Consider the following 17,484-nt stretch of genomic DNA (forward strand, 5'->3'; position numbering starts at 1 on the left):
ATTTTTTATTACATATTGTAAATAAAGGCTTTATTATTAACAAAAAATCAATGGTCTAGATCATCGTTTTACGACAATATTCGTTCTATAAACAAAACACACAAAGAAGGAGGCATGCGATGCGTGCACTAGCAATTTCCGCAGTCGTTGGGGCAATGGTTCTTACAGGTTGTCAAAGCACTGGTAATAACATTGGTGGTGTAGAATACGATAAAGCTGCATTAGGAACCTTAATTGGTGCTGCTGCTGGTTATGGTATTTCTAAAGGAAACGCAAACACGAGCAGTCAAAACAACCGTGCTGCAGCGATTGGCGCAGTTGTCGGTGGTGCAACGGGTGTTTACCTTGACAACAAAGAGAAGAAACTTCGCCAACAAATGGCGGGTACTGGTGTAGAAGTTAACCGTAATCCAGATGGCTCTGTAGGTTTGGTTATGCCGGGTAACATTACCTTTGATACCAATAAATCAAACATCAAGCCGAACTTTTATTCAACTTTAAACAAAGTTGCACAAACCTTAACTGAAGATAACAAGAGCGGTATTCTTGTAACAGGTTATACAGACAGCACAGGTAATGATTCAATCAACATTCCTCTGTCTCAAGCGCGTGCGCAATCTGTAGCAAGCTACTTGGCATCTCAAGGTGTTTCTACAACACGTATTAATGCACAAGGTCAAGGTTCAGCAAACCCAATCGCGTCTAACGCGACTGCTGAAGGCCGTGAGCAAAACCGTCGTGTAGAAATCAGCATCTACGCAATTCAATAATTTTTATTGAAGACTGAAAAACCACCTTCGGGTGGTTTTTTTTATGACTGTTAAAATATGAATTTGCATTATGCATCTGTAGCGGAGATGACTATAATCGAGCTCGGAATGAAATAGAGGAAAGACTATGTCACTGGCAAGTCAGTTAAATGACAAGCAACTTGAAGCCATGAAATATACTCAAGGACCCTTGTTAGTACTTGCAGGGGCTGGTTCAGGTAAAACTTCGGTGATTACCCGTAAGATTGCCTACTTGGTGAAACACTGCGGCATTCCTGCTTATCGTATTACCGCGATGACGTTTACCAACAAAGCAGCACGCGAAATGAAAGAACGTGTCACCAAGCTGCTGTCACGTGAAGAGGCAAAAGGGCTTTCAGTCTCGACCTTCCACACCTTTGGCCTAAACATGCTGCGTTTAGAGCTGAAACACACACCATTAAAAAATAATTTTTCTATTTTAGATGCGGACGACTGTAAGCGTATTTTGATGGACTTGATGCACCGTGACAATTTATCCGGTGCGGAAAGTAAAGAACTGATTGCCAAAGCCATGAAGATGATTTCAGATTGGAAAAATGATCTGATTCCGCCTGAGCAAGCACACACCACCTGTGAAACCGCAGAAGATGTTCAGTTTGCGCACTTGTATCAACTGTATGAGCGTAATTTACGTGCCTATAATGCGGTCGATTTTGATGACCTAATTGTGATGCCGACGCGTCTTTTACAAGAAAATGCAGAAGTACGTGAGCGCTGGCAAAACCGTATTCGCTATTTATTGGTCGATGAGTATCAAGACACCAACACCGCACAGTATATTTTGGTGAAATTGCTGGTCGGGGTGATGGGACAGTTCACTGCGGTGGGTGATGATGACCAATCGATCTACGCATGGCGTGGTGCCAAGCCTGAAAACATGGCTTTGCTGAATGAAGATTTTCACAATTTAAAAGTGATTAAACTCGAACAGAACTATCGTTCGACCAGTCGTATTTTAAAAGCGGCCAATACCGTGATTGGTAACAATCCGCATATTTTTGATAAAAAACTGTGGTCAGATAAAGGTCATGGTGAAGTGATTCGAGTGATTACGTGCCGCAATGATGACGATGAGTCAGAACGTGTAGTAAAAGACTTAATTACGCATAAACTGATGAATGGTAAAAATTGGAAAGATTACGCCATTTTGTATCGGGGTAATTTTCAAGCACGTGCACTGGAAACACAACTGCGTCAAATGCAGATTCCGTACAAATTATCAGGTGGTCAGTCGTTCTTCGGACGAGCTGAAATCAAAGACGTGATGAGCTATTTGCGCGTCATTATTAATCCTGAAGATGACAGTGCATTTTTGCGAATTATCAATACACCTAAACGTGCCATTGGGCCTGTGACTTTAGAAAAGCTGGGTCTGTTTGCACAAGAAAATCATTTGTCTTTGCTCTCTGCAGCGGGTGATCAGCGTCTCACTATGGTGATTCCTAAAAAAGCCACCACACAGTTGGCGGAGTTTGCAGACTTCATTACCACCTTTACCCGTGAGTTGCTTGAGGATGATGAACCTGTACCGATTATTCGCAAGATGATGGTTGAAGCGGGTTATATCGACTATGTCAAAGAGTCTGCAGCGACGCCTGCGCAGGAAAAAACCAAGCTGGATAATATTGAAGTGCTGTATAGCAGTATTCAAAGTTTGATTAACCGTGCTGAAGATGTTGATGAGAAAAACATTGAAAGTGTAATTCGTAAAATGGTGTTGCTGGATATGTTAGAGCAGCAGCAAGAAGAAGAAGACACTGACAAAGTAAACCTGCTCACGCTGCATGCATCCAAAGGGCTTGAGTTTCCATATGTCTATCTGATCGGTCTTGAGGAAGAGTTGCTGCCGCATAAAAACTCGATTGCCGCAGATACGGTTGAGGAAGAGCGTCGCCTGATGTATGTGGGCATTACCCGTGCGCGTCAGGGTTTAACCATCACGCTTGCAGAACAACGTAAGGCGGGCGGTCAAATGAAGCAAATGACACCAAGTCGCTTCTTGGATGAGTTGCCGCAAGATGAGTTGGAATGGCTGGGGCGTAAAAAGAAACTGGCGGGCAATGTCGATCCGAAATTACAAGCGCAGCATTATTTAGACAATTTACGTGCGTTGATTAAGCGCTAATTATTTTTTGTTTTAGAAATTTATTGTACTAGGAAAAAGAGAATGAAAGTTCAGGTTAAAGTGTTGGATTCACGTTTAGGCAATGAATGGCCAATGCCAACTTATGCGACAACGGGTTCAGCAGGCTTAGACCTTCGTGCATGTGTCGATGCTGCGACCGTTATTGAACCGGGACAAACTGTTTTGGTCAAAACGGGTTTATCTATTTATATTGAAGATCCACACTTTGCAGGTTTAATTTTACCGCGTTCAGGCCTAGGTCATAAGCACGGCATTGTTTTGGGTAACTTGGTGGGTTTAATTGATTCGGACTATCAAGGTGAATTGATGGTGTCGGTTTGGAACCGTAGCCAAACAGCTTTCAGTTTAGAACCAGGTGAACGTCTTGCACAGTATGTACTTGTACCTGTGATTCAAGCACAGTTCGATATTGTAAATGAATTTGAAGCGACAGAACGTGGTGCTGGTGGTTTTGGACATACTGGTCAAAACTAATCTCTCAGTGATAAAGTAAAACAACAAAGCCTCTCCATGAAAGAGGCTTTGTTGTTTTACTGCTGAATGATCATTTTTAGTTCATAAAAAGTTACAACTCTTTTTTGAATCCTTAGTAAAATTAAATGCAGCGTTAAGCATAACAACAAGGACAGCTGAAAGAGCTGTTGATCTGAATAAATTAGAAGTTAGACCTATGGATTTTCAGCCAAAATTTCCTGCACATATTTTTCGTGCCTATGACATCCGTGGCAAATTGGATGTCATGAGTGCTGAGCTGATTCGTGCCATTGCACAGGCGCTCGCAACTCAATATTTAAAAACTGGGCAGACACGTTTAGCCATTGGTTATGATGCCAGACAAAGCAGTCCTGCTTTTGCAGAAATTATTTACAAAGAATGTCTTAAACAGGGCTTAGATGCGAAAATCATCGGATGTTGTGCTAGTCCTGTGTTGTATTACACGGCACGTCAGTTCGACGGCAATGGCATTATGGTGACAGCCAGCCACAATCCAAAGTCGGATAATGGGATCAAATGGATTATGCAGGGTGAGCCTCCTTTACCTGAGGCAATCCAACAGGTGGCACGCGATGCAAATGAATATTTTGACAGCCATGCAGAGATGAACTGGCAAACGTTACCACATCAGATCGTGCCTGAATATTGTCTGGCTTATCAGGCCGCATTGCTCAATGATATACAGCTCATGCCTCAACCTCGACCCTATAAAGTCGTGGTGGATGGTTTATACGGTTCAGCGGGACGTTGCGCCGTTTTGGTCTTAAAGAAACTCGGCTGTGAGGTGTATGCTTTACGCTGTGAGGCCAATGGTGAATTTCCTGAACATGCCCCCGATCCATCTCAAGCCAAACATCTAGATCTACTACGAAACGCCGTGCAACAGCAGCATGCCGATATCGGTATTGCCTTTGATGGGGATGGTGACCGTGTTGTATTGATTGATGAAAAGGGCGTAATCATTTCAGCAGACCGTTTATTGTCCTTGTTTGCGCACATGTGTTTGGCTGATCATCCAGCACATGAAGTGGTTTTTGATGTGAAATGTTCCACGATGGTTCGAAATACCGTATTGGCCCATCAGGGTATTCCAAAAATGATTCGCACAGGCAGTTCTTTTTTGCGGAAATATTTGGCGCAATCTAAAGGACATGCGGTTTTTGGCGGTGAATATGCAGGGCATTATGTATTTAATGATGGTCGTGGTTTTGGTTATGACGATGGTTTATATGCCGCACTACGTGTGTTGGAATACTTAAGCTTGAAGCAATGCACTTTGTCAGAAGCACTGGCAGACTACCCAGAACGTGCCAGTACAGAGGATATTTATATCAGTACCCATCAGATTTCACCCGCGCTGGTTTTAGCGAATGTGGAAAAACAAAGTCAGCACTTTCAAGCGGAAATGAGTAAAATTGATGGCGTAAGACTTGATTTTGAGGATGGATTTGGCATTATTCGAGCATCGAATACAGGCGAGTATTTTACCGTACGTTTCGACGCGGACAGTGATCAGCGGCTCCATCAAATTCGCCATAACTTTGTGCACATGCTGACGGCAGATTATCCGCAGATTGCACAAGACCTATTAGACGCCCATTAAGGAGAGGCACATGCCACATCAACATACTGGCCTCGACAAAGCACAAGTCCTGACTGAAGCTTTGCCGTATATTCAACGTTTTGCTGGAAAAACGCTAGTAGTGAAATATGGTGGCAATGCAATGACCGATCCTGAGCTTGAGAGCTCGTTTGCACGTGACATCGTTTTGTTAAAAACCGTCGGTTTAAATCCAATCGTGGTGCATGGCGGCGGTCCACAAGTGGATTCGTTTTTAAAGCAATTGGGGCGTGAGTCGGATCGTATTGATGGTATGCGAGTGACCGATCCAGCGACCATGGAAGTGGTTGAAATGGTGTTGGGCGGTAGTGTGAATAAATCCATCGTGAACTTGATTAACCAACATGGTGGTCGTGCCATTGGTCTAACGGGTAAAGATGGTAACTTACTGCGTGCACAAAAGTTACTGATGGAAAAAACTGCGGAAGATGGCACGGTACAAAAAATTGATCTAGGCCTAGTGGGCGAAGTGACCAGTGTTAAAACCGATGTATTGGAAATGTTTACCAGTGGTGATTTTATTCCTGTGATTGCACCTTTAGGTGTGGATGAAGAGGGCAACACCTATAACATCAACGCGGATTTGGTGGCTGGAAAAGTGGCTGAAGCTTTAGGTGCTGAAAAGCTGATTTTGTTGACCAATATTTCAGGTGTTTTAGATGAAAATAAAAACCTGCTCACGGGTCTAACCACCCAAGAAGTTGACCGTCTCATTGAAACGGGCGTGATTTACGGCGGGATGATTCCGAAAGTGGGTTGTGCTCTAGATGCGGTGAAAGGTGGTGTGGTAAGCGCGCATATTGTGGATGGTCGTGTGCCACATGCAACGTTGTTGGAGATTTTCACCGATCATGGTGTCGGTACATTGATTACCAATCGCAGTAATAAGCACTAAATATTTTGAAAAGCCTCCTCGGAGGCTTTTTTTAGGCCTATGCATTTTATAAAAATAGTTTTATGCGTGAATGTGTTCGGGTTATGAAGCATTGTGAATTGCAAGCCAGTCAGGACTCATGCACAATAAAACCATCATAAATAAATATGTTTAAATAAGATCAAGATTATGTGCCAACTGCTCGGAATGAACTGTGCAACACCGACTGATATTACCTTTTCATTTCGAGGCTTTTCACAGCGCGCGGGGATTACTTCAGACCATTGTGACGGTTTCGGGATAGCTTTTTTTGAGGATAAAGCCTGCCGTTTATTCGTTGACAATCAATCTGCAGTTGAGTCGCCGATTGCTGAATTAATTCGCAACTATCCTATCAAATCACGCAATGTGATTGCACATATCCGCAAAGCGACACAGGGAAAAATTAACTTAGAAAACTCACATCCATTTAGCCGTGAGTTATGGGGACGACAGTGGATTTTTGCGCATAATGGCGATTTGCATGACTTTAATCCTGTACTTTCAGGACGCTTTACCCCAGTGGGTAATACCGACAGTGAACGTGCATTTTGCTATTTACTGGACCAACTGGTGAATAAATTTGGCTATAACGAGCCAAGTCTAGATCAAGTTTTTGATTTATTAACTGATGTTTCTCCACGGATTGCGGAGCATGGCACGTTCAATTTCTGTTTATCAAATGGGCAGGCCCTGTTTAGTTATGCCATTACCAAACTGCATTGGTTGGTGCGTGAGTACCCATTTAAACCTGCGCAGCTGATCGATATTGATGTTGAAGTCGATTTTAGCCAAGTCACTACTGTAGACGATCGCGTAGCCGTGATTACTACCGAACCGTTGACTCAAAATGAAGCGTGGACAGCCTTTGCACCAGGGGAAATGATTTTATTTCAATATGGCAAAGCGATCCGTCACCAAATGACCCATGTGGAACGTTTAGTCCGAGAAGCCAAAGATCCGTCTTTAAAACGCGTTACTAAAGCAGATCAATATTAATTTATTTTAAAATGATTAGAATATAAAAGCATGTTGATAATAAAATAAAACATGCTTTTATTTTGATGCATACTTATAAAATAATAAAATCGATTAAATAGACTTCCTTCATAAATCATTTTTCAATCAATTTAATTGTTTATCTTTCACCCAATCTAAATTGTATATGCCAGCAAGTAAATTAAACCGTAGGTTTAATCTTTTACGACGATTTCTATATACACAAGATAAAATCTTAAAACATTTCATCCTTCCAAATACATGCTCTACTTGAATTCGTCTACGACCAATCTCTCTATTTAACTTTTTTAATTCAGAATCTAGTTTTTCAGTTTTCTTTGCTTTAGATGGCATGAGGCATCCAAAACCCAATTTCTTTATCCCTAAATAACCCTTATCAACGATAAAAAAGGGCCTAAATTTTAATTTCCTCATGCTTTTTTTAAATATTTTAAAATCATGCATGCTTGGCAGAGTAAAACTTGAAGTGCGACATAAACCACCTAATTAATTTAAAGGGTTTATGGAGTATATAAAATTGTCATACCATCATCTTAACTTTGAAGATCGTACTGCATTAATGCTTGAGTCAAGAAAAGAAGGCTTTTCAGCCAGAAAATTTGCTGAACTCATTAAAAGACATCCTAGTACGATCTATCGTGAGCTTAAAAGAAATAGCATCAATGACGTTTATCAAGCTCAATATGCTTCTGATAACACCTTCGCTAGACGTAGACGTGGTCACAGAAAACTCAAAATCGATTCAATCCTCTGGAAATTTATTGTTGAAGCGATCCGTTGTTTATGGTCTCCTCAGCAAATAGCAAAGCGTTTAAAGACATTTCCTGATTTGGATCAAACAATGAATGTAAGCCATACAACGATTTATTCAACGATACGAGCATTACCAAAGGGTGAGTTGAAAAAAGACTTATTATCCTGTCTGCGTCATGAAAATAAAAAGCGAAAAGCTAACGGTGAACCTAAAAAAGATTCTATATTACAGGATATTAAAACTATTCATGAGCGCCCAGCCGAAGTTCAAGAAAGAAAAATACCGGGTCATTGGGAAGCTGATTTAATTAAAGGTAAAGACAATAAAAGTTCGATAGCAACACTTATTGAACGAAATACACGGCTCTGTATCTTGGCAACATTACCTGATGCAAAGGCAGAATCAGTGCGCAAGGCTTTAACTGAAGCTCTGAAATATTTACCTGCAGAACTGCGTAAAACGTTGACCTATGACCGTGGACGCGAGATGGCAGAACATAAAATACTTGAAGAAGATTTAGGCATAGATGTATATTTCTGTGACCCACATTCACCCTGGCAAAAAGGCACATGCGAAAATATGAATGGTTTAATTAGGCAATATTTACCTAAAGGGATTGATTTAAATCAGGCAGATCAGCATTATTTAAATCAAGTTGCCATGTCACTGAATACTCGTCCTAGAAAAGCGTTAGATTGGCTTACACCATTAGAGAAATTTGCTCAGCTTGTTGATTATCATAAGACTTTTCAAACTGTCGCACCTCATGTTTGAATTCGCCCTTCCATGACTTCCACATACACTCAGTATTTCACCTGTTGTATAGTGCATAGATAACTGAAATTTAAAGGTATGTCGCTTTTTTTTACCGCTATACCATTTCTTCTGTTTTTTTTGGACGTTGAACTAATATAGGACTTACGCATTGACGGATTCAAAAAAGTATTAAAATACTTTATAAAGTATCTGTGATCAGACGAATTAAACATGCTTCTACAGCAACTTGTACATTACCCATTTATATGGGCTTTCTCATGACAGAACCGAACTCTATTAGCTGCACACAACTTGCCGAGACTTATAACATCTCGCATGATAGTGTAAATCGCTTTCTAGAACGTGAAGACTACACACCTCACGACCTATATCAAGAAGCAATTCAACATATTGATAATAATAAACTTATAGTCAGTATTGATGATACTGTTTTAGATAAACCCTATAGTCAACATATGGACTTGGTTAGCTATTTTTGGTCAGGCAAACACCACCGATCCGTCAAGGGTATTAATCTCATTACCTTGTATGCGACAGATCAGAATGGTCAAAATATTCCAATTAATTTCCGAATTTATGACAAATCTGAAAGTAAAACCAAGAATGATTACTTTATGGATATGTTAAGTGAAGTACTCAGTTGGGGTGCAAAGATTCAATTTATTACAGGTGATAGTTGGTATTCATCGACTGGAAATCTAAAAACCATAAGAAAATATGGTATTCGATTTATGTTTGGTATCGACTGTAACCGTAAGGTTTCCCCAGAAAAAGGACAATGGTTTCAACTGCGTTTATTGCCAAATTTCCATCAGGGTCAAGTGGTCTGGCTCAAAGATTTTGGCTTTGTACAATTATTTAAGACTCAGTTAAAAGAACAGCAGAGGTTTTATATTGTGCATCAAGATGAAGATGATTTATTGTCCTTTGAGGGTTTTCATGAATTACATTCAAGTCATTGGAAAATAGAACAATATCACCGAGTGATTAAACAGGTTTGTCATATTGAAAAGTTTCAAGTAAGACGATCTAAACTGATTTTGAATCATATTTTTTCAGCCTTGATGGCCTACGTCGAGATACAAAAGAACCAGTTTGAGCGGATCTTTGAAAATGTATATCGTTGGCAGAAGAAATTATTTAGACCAGTTATCAAAAACTTCATTGATGACTTTATTCTCGATAAAAATCATCTGCTACCACAGAGAATCTATAAATAATAGTGCGTAAGTCCTATAATATTTCAGTGGCATCAATCACAACAACTTCCCAATCCACTTCATCTCGATTAGGAAGTTGTTTTGGCAAGTTGAATTTTCCAGAACGGATTAAGGTATCTTCAATAACACGTGTGATACGAATTGCACTCGTTTCAGATACACCGTAACTCATACCAAGATGGAAAAATGTTCGATATTCTCTCCAATATTCTATACATAAGAGCAAACGATCTTCCAACGGTAATTTATGCGGTCGTCCTTTACCAATATGACGAGGTAAATGCTTATTTAGCTCGGCCAACATGAGGTTAAATGTAGCCCAACTAACACCGGTAAGCCTACGAAACTTAACGTTTGATAATTTTTGAATATCTTTGAATTTCATCCAAGGATTATCTCTTGAATTAAATAATTTTGCTGATTAATTTAAGATCAAATAAATTGTACGTTTTTTGATTTATGACGGAAGTCTAATAATAACTGATTCTTTTGGTCGGTTTTAAATTTATTTACTTATTTAAAATAAATACTTAAGTTTAATTTTGTGAAAATAGTATAAAACCAACCAATTTGATTCACTTTTATTTTTAATTATAGTCGATATGATTAATTCATGTAATTAATCTATTAATTTTTATTGGGTGGTCGGAATGATAATGAAGTGGGTTCCAGAATATAATACTGGTATCGATGTGATTGACGATCAACACCGTCGTATTCTCGATTATATCAATGAAATTGATGCGATTGATGTCAATACTGACCGTGAACGCGTGAAACAGATTTTAGAAAATATTATTGATTACACACAGTCTCACTTCACTTTTGAAGAGTCTCTCCAAGAAGAGGCGGGTTATAAATATCGTGTACCCCACAAACGTGTACATGATTTATTTATTAAAAAAATTGAATCTTATCGTGACCGTTTTGAGCTGGGGCATTCAATCGAAGCTGAACTGCATGAAGTGTTGTCGAAATGGCTGATTAATCATATCCAGCATGATGATGCAGATTATGTCGGTGCCGTAAAAGAAAATATGATGGGCATTATCAAAGAAAAAGAAAAGAAAAAAGGGAAAAATTGGTTTGCTCGTTTCTTTTCATAAGTGAGCCAAACGAAGGATAAAAACAATAAATTTTAACTATATTTAGCGCAGCAAATCATCAGTTTTGATGGTTTGCTTTTTGTTTTTGATTTTCATAAGCGAGCAAGGCAAAATAGCGCAAGACTTATTGAAGGAACGCATCATGCAAGACAATGCTCTGTCACGATGGTTATCGCCGCTGATGGCATTTTGTTTATCATTTATTATCATTGCCACACTTGCACCCTTGGTGGGAATTCAGGTTGAACGTCAGCTCGACTTTTGGTTACTTTGGTTAGTGACCATGGTGATCTTGGCTTTACCTGTATGTTACTTAGAAATTGCCTTAGCCAAGCGTTCAAAAACCACGGCATTGAATGCTTTGTCGAGTTTAACGCGTGATGCCGATGCTTCTCAGACGTGGCGTCTTGTAGGATGGCTTGCTGTCGTCTTTATTCCTTTTTTAGCGGGCGGCATGTTGTCTAATGCTGCACAACTATTAAATCAATATGCACTGGCCGATATGACATCGTCCGTGATCTTTATTGCTTTGGCTGTGGTTGCGATTGCGTTGTCTTTTGCCCCACGTCTGTTGACCTTAGCGTTAACGGCGGTCGGTGTGCTGATCTCCTTAGTGCTTGCAAACCTCTCTGGTACAGGAACCGCTGAGTGGCAAGTGACACCGGTTGAATTTTCAGAATGGGGCAGTGCAACGGTATTGGCTTTGGTGGCAAGCGGTTTAGGACTCGGCCTGTACTGGCAGAACAGTTTGGCACAAGTTCAACAGCAAGATGCTGCAAGCAAGACTGTTTTACCGATTTGGATTGCACAAATTTTGGCGGTGGTTGCTTTTGCATTTTTTGCAGTCCAAGCGGCATTACCTGCGTATGCGATTGCCTTAACTGCAGTTGTAGCGGCAGCCGTGCTGTTACAGATGGCACGTGAGCAGTTGGCTCAGCGCCAGTTAAATATTGTGATTCAGTGGCTCGTATTGCTGGCTGCAACGTTGGTGTGGTTAATTCCAGCCACTGGCCCGATCTTTAACATCTTACTGATGCTGTGGGGCTTAGTGATTTGTTTGATTTATGCCATTTTTGCGGGTTGGATTATGAAAATTAGCCATTTACGTAAGTCGATGAACTTTAGTAATGAAGCTTTTTATAATATTTGGCGCATAGCTGTGCGTGTGGTATTACCCGTTTCTATCGTATTGGCCATTGTAGCCGTACTTGGAAAACTGATCTAATGCGCATGCTTCAACAAGTCTGGGTTGCTTATGCAACAGCAGACCAGCAGTTCCATATCAGTGTGCCGTTTTCTGAGGGAATGACGACACAGGATGCGATTCAACTGAGTGGTATAGGCTCGCAGGTCGAATTGCCTGAACCTTTGCAATTGGGCATCTTTGGTGTCCGCTTGAAAGACCTTCAACAGGTTTTGCAGGTAGGGGATCGTGTTGAAATTTATCGTCCTTTGAGTATTAATCCTAAAGATATTAGAAGGATACGTGCACAAAATAATCCTGTGGGTCGCTTTGAAAAAGGCAATCGCTTAAAACAATCGAAATGATATGAAAAACCCCTCAGTTGAGGGGTTTCTTTTTTAGAATAAGGCTTTATAGTGGGGGCGCGTTTAGAATCGCTTCTTTCGATGCCGGTAAGCCCGGCTGAGATGCAGGAATGGTTTCTAAGCCTTCAATTTTTTGGACAATACCGTTTGGGTCGAAATAGACTTTCAGGTGTTGACCTTGTGCAGCAGGAATCTTGGCTTTTTTAGCATACGTTCCTGGGGTATAATTGTAGATGTAGTCCCAACGTAGTGGATTCATTGGATCTGAAACTGTCGGGCTGCCAAGCAAAAAGCGAACTTGTTGATGGCTCATGCCAACTTGTATTTTTGACGCTTGTGCTTGAGTTAATGGCGTACCTTGAGGAATATCAACTTTATAAACGCCCAAGGTCGAACAGCCTGCGAGCAGTGAAGTGACGAATAACGCCAACATGATTTTTTGCATTTTGCTACACTATCCCAAATTAATTATGATGCAATTGAGCCACGGATAGATCATACTGCATCTACACTTTGTTGCATATTCTAACTTTAAATTTGTTGAGAGACCTTTTTACATGCCAATTTCAAATCAAGATCTACGCAAAGCTGGACTTAAAGTTACACTTCCACGAATTAAAATATTAGAACTACTAGAAAATTCAAAGCAACACCATTTAAGTGCGGAAGATATTTATAAGACTTTACTTGAACAAGGTGAAGATGTCGGTTTAGCAACTGTTTACCGCGTGTTAACGCAGTTTGAAGCAGCGGGCATTATTCAGCGCCATCACTTTGAAAATAACCACTCTGTTTTCGAAATCATGCAAGATGATCATCATGATCATATCGTTTGTCAAAACTGCAATAAAGTGGTTGAGTTTAGCAATGAAGTGATTGAGCATGAGCAGCACGAAGTCGCTGAAAAGCACGGTTTTACTTTAACAGGTCACTCACTCAACCTATACGGTTACTGTGATGCTGCTGAGTGCCAAGAAGCACTGCGTAAAAAGTAATAACTTAGACACCTAAAAAAGGGCTTCATGAGAAGCCCTTTTTTATTGCTTAAAGAAATGCTTAAGCTTGTCCGTCAAACGTGATGTTTGCACTGGCATGCAATAGACGATCACCGCCTTCTTCAGACAACTTGATTTGTAAGCGTAAGTCGTTTGGAGAGTCGGCGTGTTTCAGCGCATCTTTATAGGTAATCTGCTTAGCTTTGTACAAATCGAATAAGGCTTGGTCAAAGGTTTGCATACCGAGTTCACGAGAACGCTTCATCAGGTCTTTAATTTCGTGGATTTCACCTTTACGGATCAAATCGGAAATTAACGGTGAGTTAATCAAAATTTCAATGGCAGCACGACGTGAATTACCGTCAGGTGTTGGAATCAACTGCTGAGCAACCATCGCTTTAAGATTTAAAGATAAGTCCATAAACAATTGGCTATGACGGTCTGCTTCAAAGAAGTGAATAATACGGTCGATGGCTTGGTTGGCGTTGTTGGCGTGCAGTGTTGCAAATACCAAGTGACCTGTTTCCGCGAAGGCAATTGCATAATCCATGGTTTCACGGGAACGAATCTCACCAATCAGGATCACATCGGGTGCCTGACGTAAGGTGTTTTTCAGCGCGATTTCAAAAGAGTCTGTATCAATGCCCACTTCACGCTGGGTAATGATACAGCCTGCATGCTCATGAATAAATTCAATCGGGTCTTCAATGGTAATGATATGACCTTTCGAGTTTTGGTTACGGTAACCAATGATCGAAGCCAAAGAGGTCGATTTACCTGTACCAGTTGCACCCACAAAGATAATGATGCCACGTTTGGTCATGGCTAACTCTTTGAGTACAGGCGGGAGTTTTAACTCATCCATGGTTGGAATTTGCGTCTCAATTCGACGCAAAACCATACCTGGCATATCACGCTGTTGAAAGGCACTGACACGAAAACGTGCAGTTTTATCCCGATTCATAATCGCGAAGTTGCACTCACGTGTGTCCGCAAATTCTTTACGCTGCTTGTCACTCATAATCGAGTTGAGTAGTTGCCCCGCGACATCACCCGTCAGCTTACCCTTAGCCACAGGCACAATTTGACCGTTAATTTTCATGGAGGGTTCAACATCAGCGGTGATAAATAAATCCGACGCTTTTTGTTGAATCATATAATTGAGTAAGTCGTTAAAGTCCATATCTATACCCCAAATCCATTGTTTTCTTATAAGAAGGTTTCAGGTTGCTTGGCCGCTGTACGCGCGGTCTGCGGACTGATCACTCCTTTGGTGACCAAGTTTTTCAGACTTTGATCCAGTGTGGTCATACCGTAGTTTGCACCAGTCTGAATAGTAGAATACATCTGTGCCACTTTGTTTTCACGAATTAAGTTACGAATGGCAGGAATACCAATCATGATTTCATGCGCGGCAACACGGCCACCGCCATTTTTCTTGAGTAAGGTTTGAGAAATCACGGCTTGTAGCGATTCAGATAACATGGCACGAACCATGTCTTTTTCTTCAGCAGGGAATACGTCAATCACACGGTCAATGGTTTTTGCCGCAGAGGTGGTATGTAGTGTACCGAAGACCAAGTGACCCGTTTCAGCGGCAGTGAGCGCCAAACGAATGGTTTCAAGGTCACGCATCTCACCCACGAGGATAATATCGGGGTCTTCACGTAGTGCAGAACGCAACGCTTCGTTAAAACCATGTGTATCACGGTGTACTTCACGTTGGTTGATCAAGCATTTTTTTGACTGGTGTACAAATTCGATTGGGTCTTCAACCGTTAAGATGTGGTCATAGCGGTTATCGTTAATATAATCGATCATTGCAGCCAACGTGGTAGATTTACCAGAACCAGTAGGCCCCGTCACTAAAACTAAACCACGTGGCAATTCACACAACTCTTTAAAGGTTTGTCCTAAACCTAAGTCTTCCATGGTCAGGACTTTAGACGGAATGGTACGGAATACTGCACCTGCACCGCGGTTTTGGTTGAATGCGTTCACACGAAAACGAGCAATGCTTGGAACTTCAAAGGAAAAGTCTGTTTCTAGTTTTTCTTCGAAATCACGACGTTGTTTGTCATTCATGATGTCATAGACCAGTTTATGCACTTCTTTGTGTTCTAAAGCTGGTAAATTGATACGACGAACTTCACCATCGACACGAATCATCGGTGGCATACCCGCAGATAAGTGTAAATCTGATGCCCCGTTCTTAGCCGAAAAGGCTAGTAATTCTGTGATATCCATTATTTCCCCGAGTTCATTTAAATGCTAATTATTTTGATAGAATAATAAGGCTTTCAATCAACTTAACCAACAGTTTGTTGAAAGGCAAAGCAAAAAAGATGACCGAAATGAGACCCTCGTCAATGAATATCTTGCAAAATTCACGTCAACACGTGTTATCCCAAATTCAACAGGCCTGCGAAATTTCAGGTCGTGACGTGGAGTCTGTAGAACTTTTGGCGGTTTCTAAAACACATCCGAGTGAAGTGTTACGAGACATGTACGCTTGTGGTCAACGCGCCTTTGGTGAGAACTACTTACAAGAGGCTTTGCAGAAGATAGAGGCGCTACAAGATTTAGAGATCGAATGGCATTTTATTGGGCATGTACAACGCAATAAAACCAAACATTTGGCTGAACAGTTTGCATGGGTGCATGGAGTTGATCGTTTAATTATTGCAGAGCGTTTATCGGCGCAGCGTCTGATAACACAACCACCATTAAATCTTTGTCTACAGGTCAATATCGATGGTCAAGACAGCAAAGATGGTTGCCAACCTAGCGAGGTTGCTGAGTTGGTAAAAATTATCAGTCAGTTGCCTCACATCAAGCTGCGTGGTTTGATGGTGATTCCTGCACCGAACAATACTCAAGCCTTTAAGGCCGCGAAAGTGTTATTTGACCAAGTGAAAGAGCTGCATGTACATCCTGAAGACTGGGATACCTTAAGCATGGGCATGTCAGGCGATATGGTCGATGCGATTGCAGCTGGGTCGACTATGGTTCGCGTTGGAACCGCCTTGTTTGGGGCGAGAGATTATTCGCAGCATTAAGTCTAAACAGGGTTTCTTGAGGTTAAAGGCAGCGAGAAGCGCTTAACTTACAATTATATAAAATTAATGGGCTGCTGAAAAAATAGGCTTAATTTAAAATCATGAATTGAATCGTCTACAGATTAACCATGAAAAATGATTTCCTGACAACGATAAAAATTGTATTTAGGATGAAGCCAAAATGAAAAAACTCTATTTATTTATCTCCCTGCTTTTGAGCTTATTTGTAGTAGCGTGTAGTAGTACAAATACCAAAATGAGTGAGATGAGTGCGGAAGCTACGGTTCAGAATGCTCAGGTCGCTAAAAGTGAAAAATTAGGCACCAAGTGGGGCGATGAGATTAGTTCAAACGTCACGGAAGTCAATTTAAAACGGTTATCCAGCAGTCCAATTGCTGAATCACAAGTTCGCTATGCCAGTAAAAAATACGTGGGGAAAGCCGTGAACAGTCTGTCATTGGCCGCTGGAAAAATTAGCTTTTCCATTGTAGATGATGCACAGCGTCCACTGCCTTTATTTCGAGATGGTCAGCAGTATTATTTATCTGGCAAAGATGGACAAAGCTATCAACTCAAATATACAAACCATAGCAATAGCACGTTTGAAGTGGTTGCCAGTGTCGATGGTTTAGATGTTATTGATGGACGTGCAGCATCACGTAGCAATTCAGGTTATGTGCTTCGTCCACAGGGGGAGTTGATTGTTGAAGGCTTCCGTAAGAGTGACTCTGCGGTGGCATCTTTTACCTTTAGTCGACCGGAAGATGCCTATGCTGCAAACTCAGATCATGGTTCCATCCAAAATACAGGTGTGATTGGTACTGTGATTTACCCGCTACAGTCTGTGGCGACTACAGACAAAGCAGTAGATGCATCTAAATATGCGCCTCCACCAAAAGCATTCCCAGCGGATTAAAGCATTCGTTTGGATCTCACAGGGAGCACTTACATTAAGTAAGATGCTCCCTTTATTTTTAACTGAGAGATGGTGTCTTAAAACAGATCAAACTTTGACTTT

At 41.0% G+C, this 17,484-nt stretch carries 19 protein-coding genes and 1 pseudogene; 14 read left to right on the top strand and 6 right to left on the bottom strand.

Features of this window, described 5'->3' with window-relative positions:
* The first annotated feature begins 119 nt into the window (after positions 1 to 119).
* The 6 genes from AC4CUX_RS11125 (at position 120) to AC4CUX_RS11150 (ending at position 6,986) form a co-directional block, all read left to right on the top strand.
* Positions 120 to 770 carry a YiaD family glycine zipper/OmpA-like lipoprotein gene (locus tag AC4CUX_RS11125; RefSeq protein WP_201950189.1) on the top strand — a complete coding sequence of 217 codons (651 nt, stop codon included), beginning with the start codon at positions 120 to 122 and terminating at the stop codon, positions 768 to 770.
* Positions 771 to 897: 127 nt separating this feature from the next.
* Positions 898 to 2,937 (top strand): UvrD-helicase domain-containing protein, encoded by a 2,040-nt coding sequence (locus tag AC4CUX_RS11130; protein WP_004694892.1) that lies wholly within the window; start codon positions 898 to 900, stop codon positions 2,935 to 2,937.
* Positions 2,938 to 2,979: 42 nt separating this feature from the next.
* A complete protein-coding gene (gene dut / locus AC4CUX_RS11135) occupies positions 2,980 to 3,432 on the top strand; it encodes a dUTP diphosphatase (protein ID WP_004694889.1) in 453 nt (150 codons plus the stop codon).
* A 196-nt stretch (positions 3,433 to 3,628) separates the two neighbouring features.
* Positions 3,629 to 5,056 (top strand): phosphomannomutase/phosphoglucomutase, encoded by a 1,428-nt coding sequence (locus tag AC4CUX_RS11140; protein ID WP_201950192.1) that lies wholly within the window; start codon positions 3,629 to 3,631, stop codon positions 5,054 to 5,056.
* A gap of 10 nt (positions 5,057 to 5,066) precedes the next feature.
* Complete coding sequence (argB, locus tag AC4CUX_RS11145) at positions 5,067 to 5,969, top strand: acetylglutamate kinase (RefSeq protein WP_004984290.1); 903 nt, start codon at positions 5,067 to 5,069, stop codon at positions 5,967 to 5,969.
* A gap of 168 nt (positions 5,970 to 6,137) precedes the next feature.
* A complete protein-coding gene (locus AC4CUX_RS11150; RefSeq protein WP_201950194.1) occupies positions 6,138 to 6,986 on the top strand; it encodes a class II glutamine amidotransferase in 849 nt (282 codons plus the stop codon).
* Positions 6,987 to 7,112: 126 nt separating this feature from the next.
* On the opposite strand, the gene AC4CUX_RS11155 is transcribed toward AC4CUX_RS11150, so the two are convergent.
* Positions 7,113 to 7,451 carry a transposase family protein gene (locus tag AC4CUX_RS11155; RefSeq protein WP_086230560.1) on the bottom strand — a complete coding sequence of 113 codons (339 nt, stop codon included), beginning with the start codon at positions 7,449 to 7,451 and terminating at the stop codon, positions 7,113 to 7,115.
* Positions 7,452 to 7,509: 58 nt separating this feature from the next.
* On the opposite strand from AC4CUX_RS11155, the gene AC4CUX_RS11160 reads away from it, so the two are divergent.
* A complete protein-coding gene (locus AC4CUX_RS11160; RefSeq protein ID WP_005100823.1) occupies positions 7,510 to 8,535 on the top strand; it encodes an IS30-like element ISAba125 family transposase in 1,026 nt (341 codons plus the stop codon).
* Here the strand turns inward: AC4CUX_RS11160 and AC4CUX_RS11165 are convergent.
* Positions 8,470 to 8,655, bottom strand: a pseudogene (locus tag AC4CUX_RS11165) (hypothetical protein); the annotation flags it as partial. The gene AC4CUX_RS11160 and the pseudogene AC4CUX_RS11165 sit on opposite strands and share 66 nt — an antisense overlap.
* Before the next feature lie 74 nt (positions 8,656 to 8,729).
* Here AC4CUX_RS11165 and AC4CUX_RS11170 point away from each other — a divergent pair.
* Positions 8,730 to 9,758 carry an IS701 family transposase gene (locus tag AC4CUX_RS11170; RefSeq protein ID WP_007116247.1) on the top strand — a complete coding sequence of 343 codons (1,029 nt, stop codon included), beginning with the start codon at positions 8,730 to 8,732 and terminating at the stop codon, positions 9,756 to 9,758.
* Between the two features lie 13 nt (positions 9,759 to 9,771).
* Here AC4CUX_RS11170 and AC4CUX_RS11175 read toward each other — a convergent pair whose 3' ends face one another.
* On the bottom strand, positions 9,772 to 10,143 hold the full coding sequence (locus AC4CUX_RS11175) for a transposase family protein (protein WP_201950198.1): 372 nt from the start codon (positions 10,141 to 10,143) through the stop codon (positions 9,772 to 9,774).
* A gap of 265 nt (positions 10,144 to 10,408) precedes the next feature.
* Between AC4CUX_RS11175 and AC4CUX_RS11180 the strand changes: the two genes are divergently transcribed.
* The 3 genes from AC4CUX_RS11180 (at position 10,409) to AC4CUX_RS11190 (ending at position 12,412) form a co-directional block, all read left to right on the top strand.
* Positions 10,409 to 10,864 carry a bacteriohemerythrin gene (locus tag AC4CUX_RS11180; protein WP_005400160.1) on the top strand — a complete coding sequence of 152 codons (456 nt, stop codon included), beginning with the start codon at positions 10,409 to 10,411 and terminating at the stop codon, positions 10,862 to 10,864.
* A 142-nt stretch (positions 10,865 to 11,006) separates the two neighbouring features.
* Positions 11,007 to 12,089 carry a hypothetical protein gene (locus AC4CUX_RS11185; protein ID WP_201950200.1) on the top strand — a complete coding sequence of 361 codons (1,083 nt, stop codon included), beginning with the start codon at positions 11,007 to 11,009 and terminating at the stop codon, positions 12,087 to 12,089.
* Positions 12,089 to 12,412, top strand: a complete 324-nt coding sequence (locus AC4CUX_RS11190) for an RnfH family protein (protein WP_151836586.1) — start codon at positions 12,089 to 12,091, stop codon at positions 12,410 to 12,412. The genes AC4CUX_RS11185 and AC4CUX_RS11190 overlap by 1 nt, the downstream gene beginning before the upstream one ends.
* 46 nt (positions 12,413 to 12,458) lie before the next feature.
* Here the strand turns inward: AC4CUX_RS11190 and AC4CUX_RS11195 are convergent, their stop codons facing one another.
* Positions 12,459 to 12,857 (bottom strand): outer membrane protein assembly factor BamE, encoded by a 399-nt coding sequence (locus AC4CUX_RS11195; protein ID WP_004694868.1) that lies wholly within the window; start codon positions 12,855 to 12,857, stop codon positions 12,459 to 12,461.
* Between the two features lie 112 nt (positions 12,858 to 12,969).
* Here AC4CUX_RS11195 and fur point away from each other — a divergent pair, with 112 nt between their 5' ends.
* A complete protein-coding gene (gene fur, locus AC4CUX_RS11200; protein ID WP_004694866.1) occupies positions 12,970 to 13,407 on the top strand; it encodes a ferric iron uptake transcriptional regulator in 438 nt (145 codons plus the stop codon).
* A 61-nt stretch (positions 13,408 to 13,468) separates the two neighbouring features.
* Here fur and AC4CUX_RS11205 read toward each other — a convergent pair whose 3' ends face one another.
* Entirely contained in the window at positions 13,469 to 14,590 is a 1,122-nt protein-coding gene (locus AC4CUX_RS11205; protein ID WP_004984301.1) for a PilT/PilU family type 4a pilus ATPase, read from the bottom strand.
* 26 nt (positions 14,591 to 14,616) lie between these two features.
* Positions 14,617 to 15,654, bottom strand: coding sequence for a type IV pilus twitching motility protein PilT (locus AC4CUX_RS11210; protein ID WP_005400155.1), 1,038 nt, complete (start codon positions 15,652 to 15,654; stop codon positions 14,617 to 14,619).
* A gap of 122 nt (positions 15,655 to 15,776) precedes the next feature.
* Here AC4CUX_RS11210 and AC4CUX_RS11215 point away from each other — a divergent pair, with 122 nt between their 5' ends.
* Complete coding sequence (locus AC4CUX_RS11215; RefSeq protein ID WP_004694859.1) at positions 15,777 to 16,466, top strand: YggS family pyridoxal phosphate-dependent enzyme; 690 nt, start codon at positions 15,777 to 15,779, stop codon at positions 16,464 to 16,466.
* A gap of 181 nt (positions 16,467 to 16,647) precedes the next feature.
* On the top strand, positions 16,648 to 17,382 hold the full coding sequence (locus AC4CUX_RS11220; RefSeq protein ID WP_201950202.1) for a hypothetical protein: 735 nt from the start codon (positions 16,648 to 16,650) through the stop codon (positions 17,380 to 17,382).
* Positions 17,383 to 17,484: the final 102 nt, after the last annotated feature.

This window comes from Acinetobacter sp. 231_lipA (assembly GCF_058243005.1).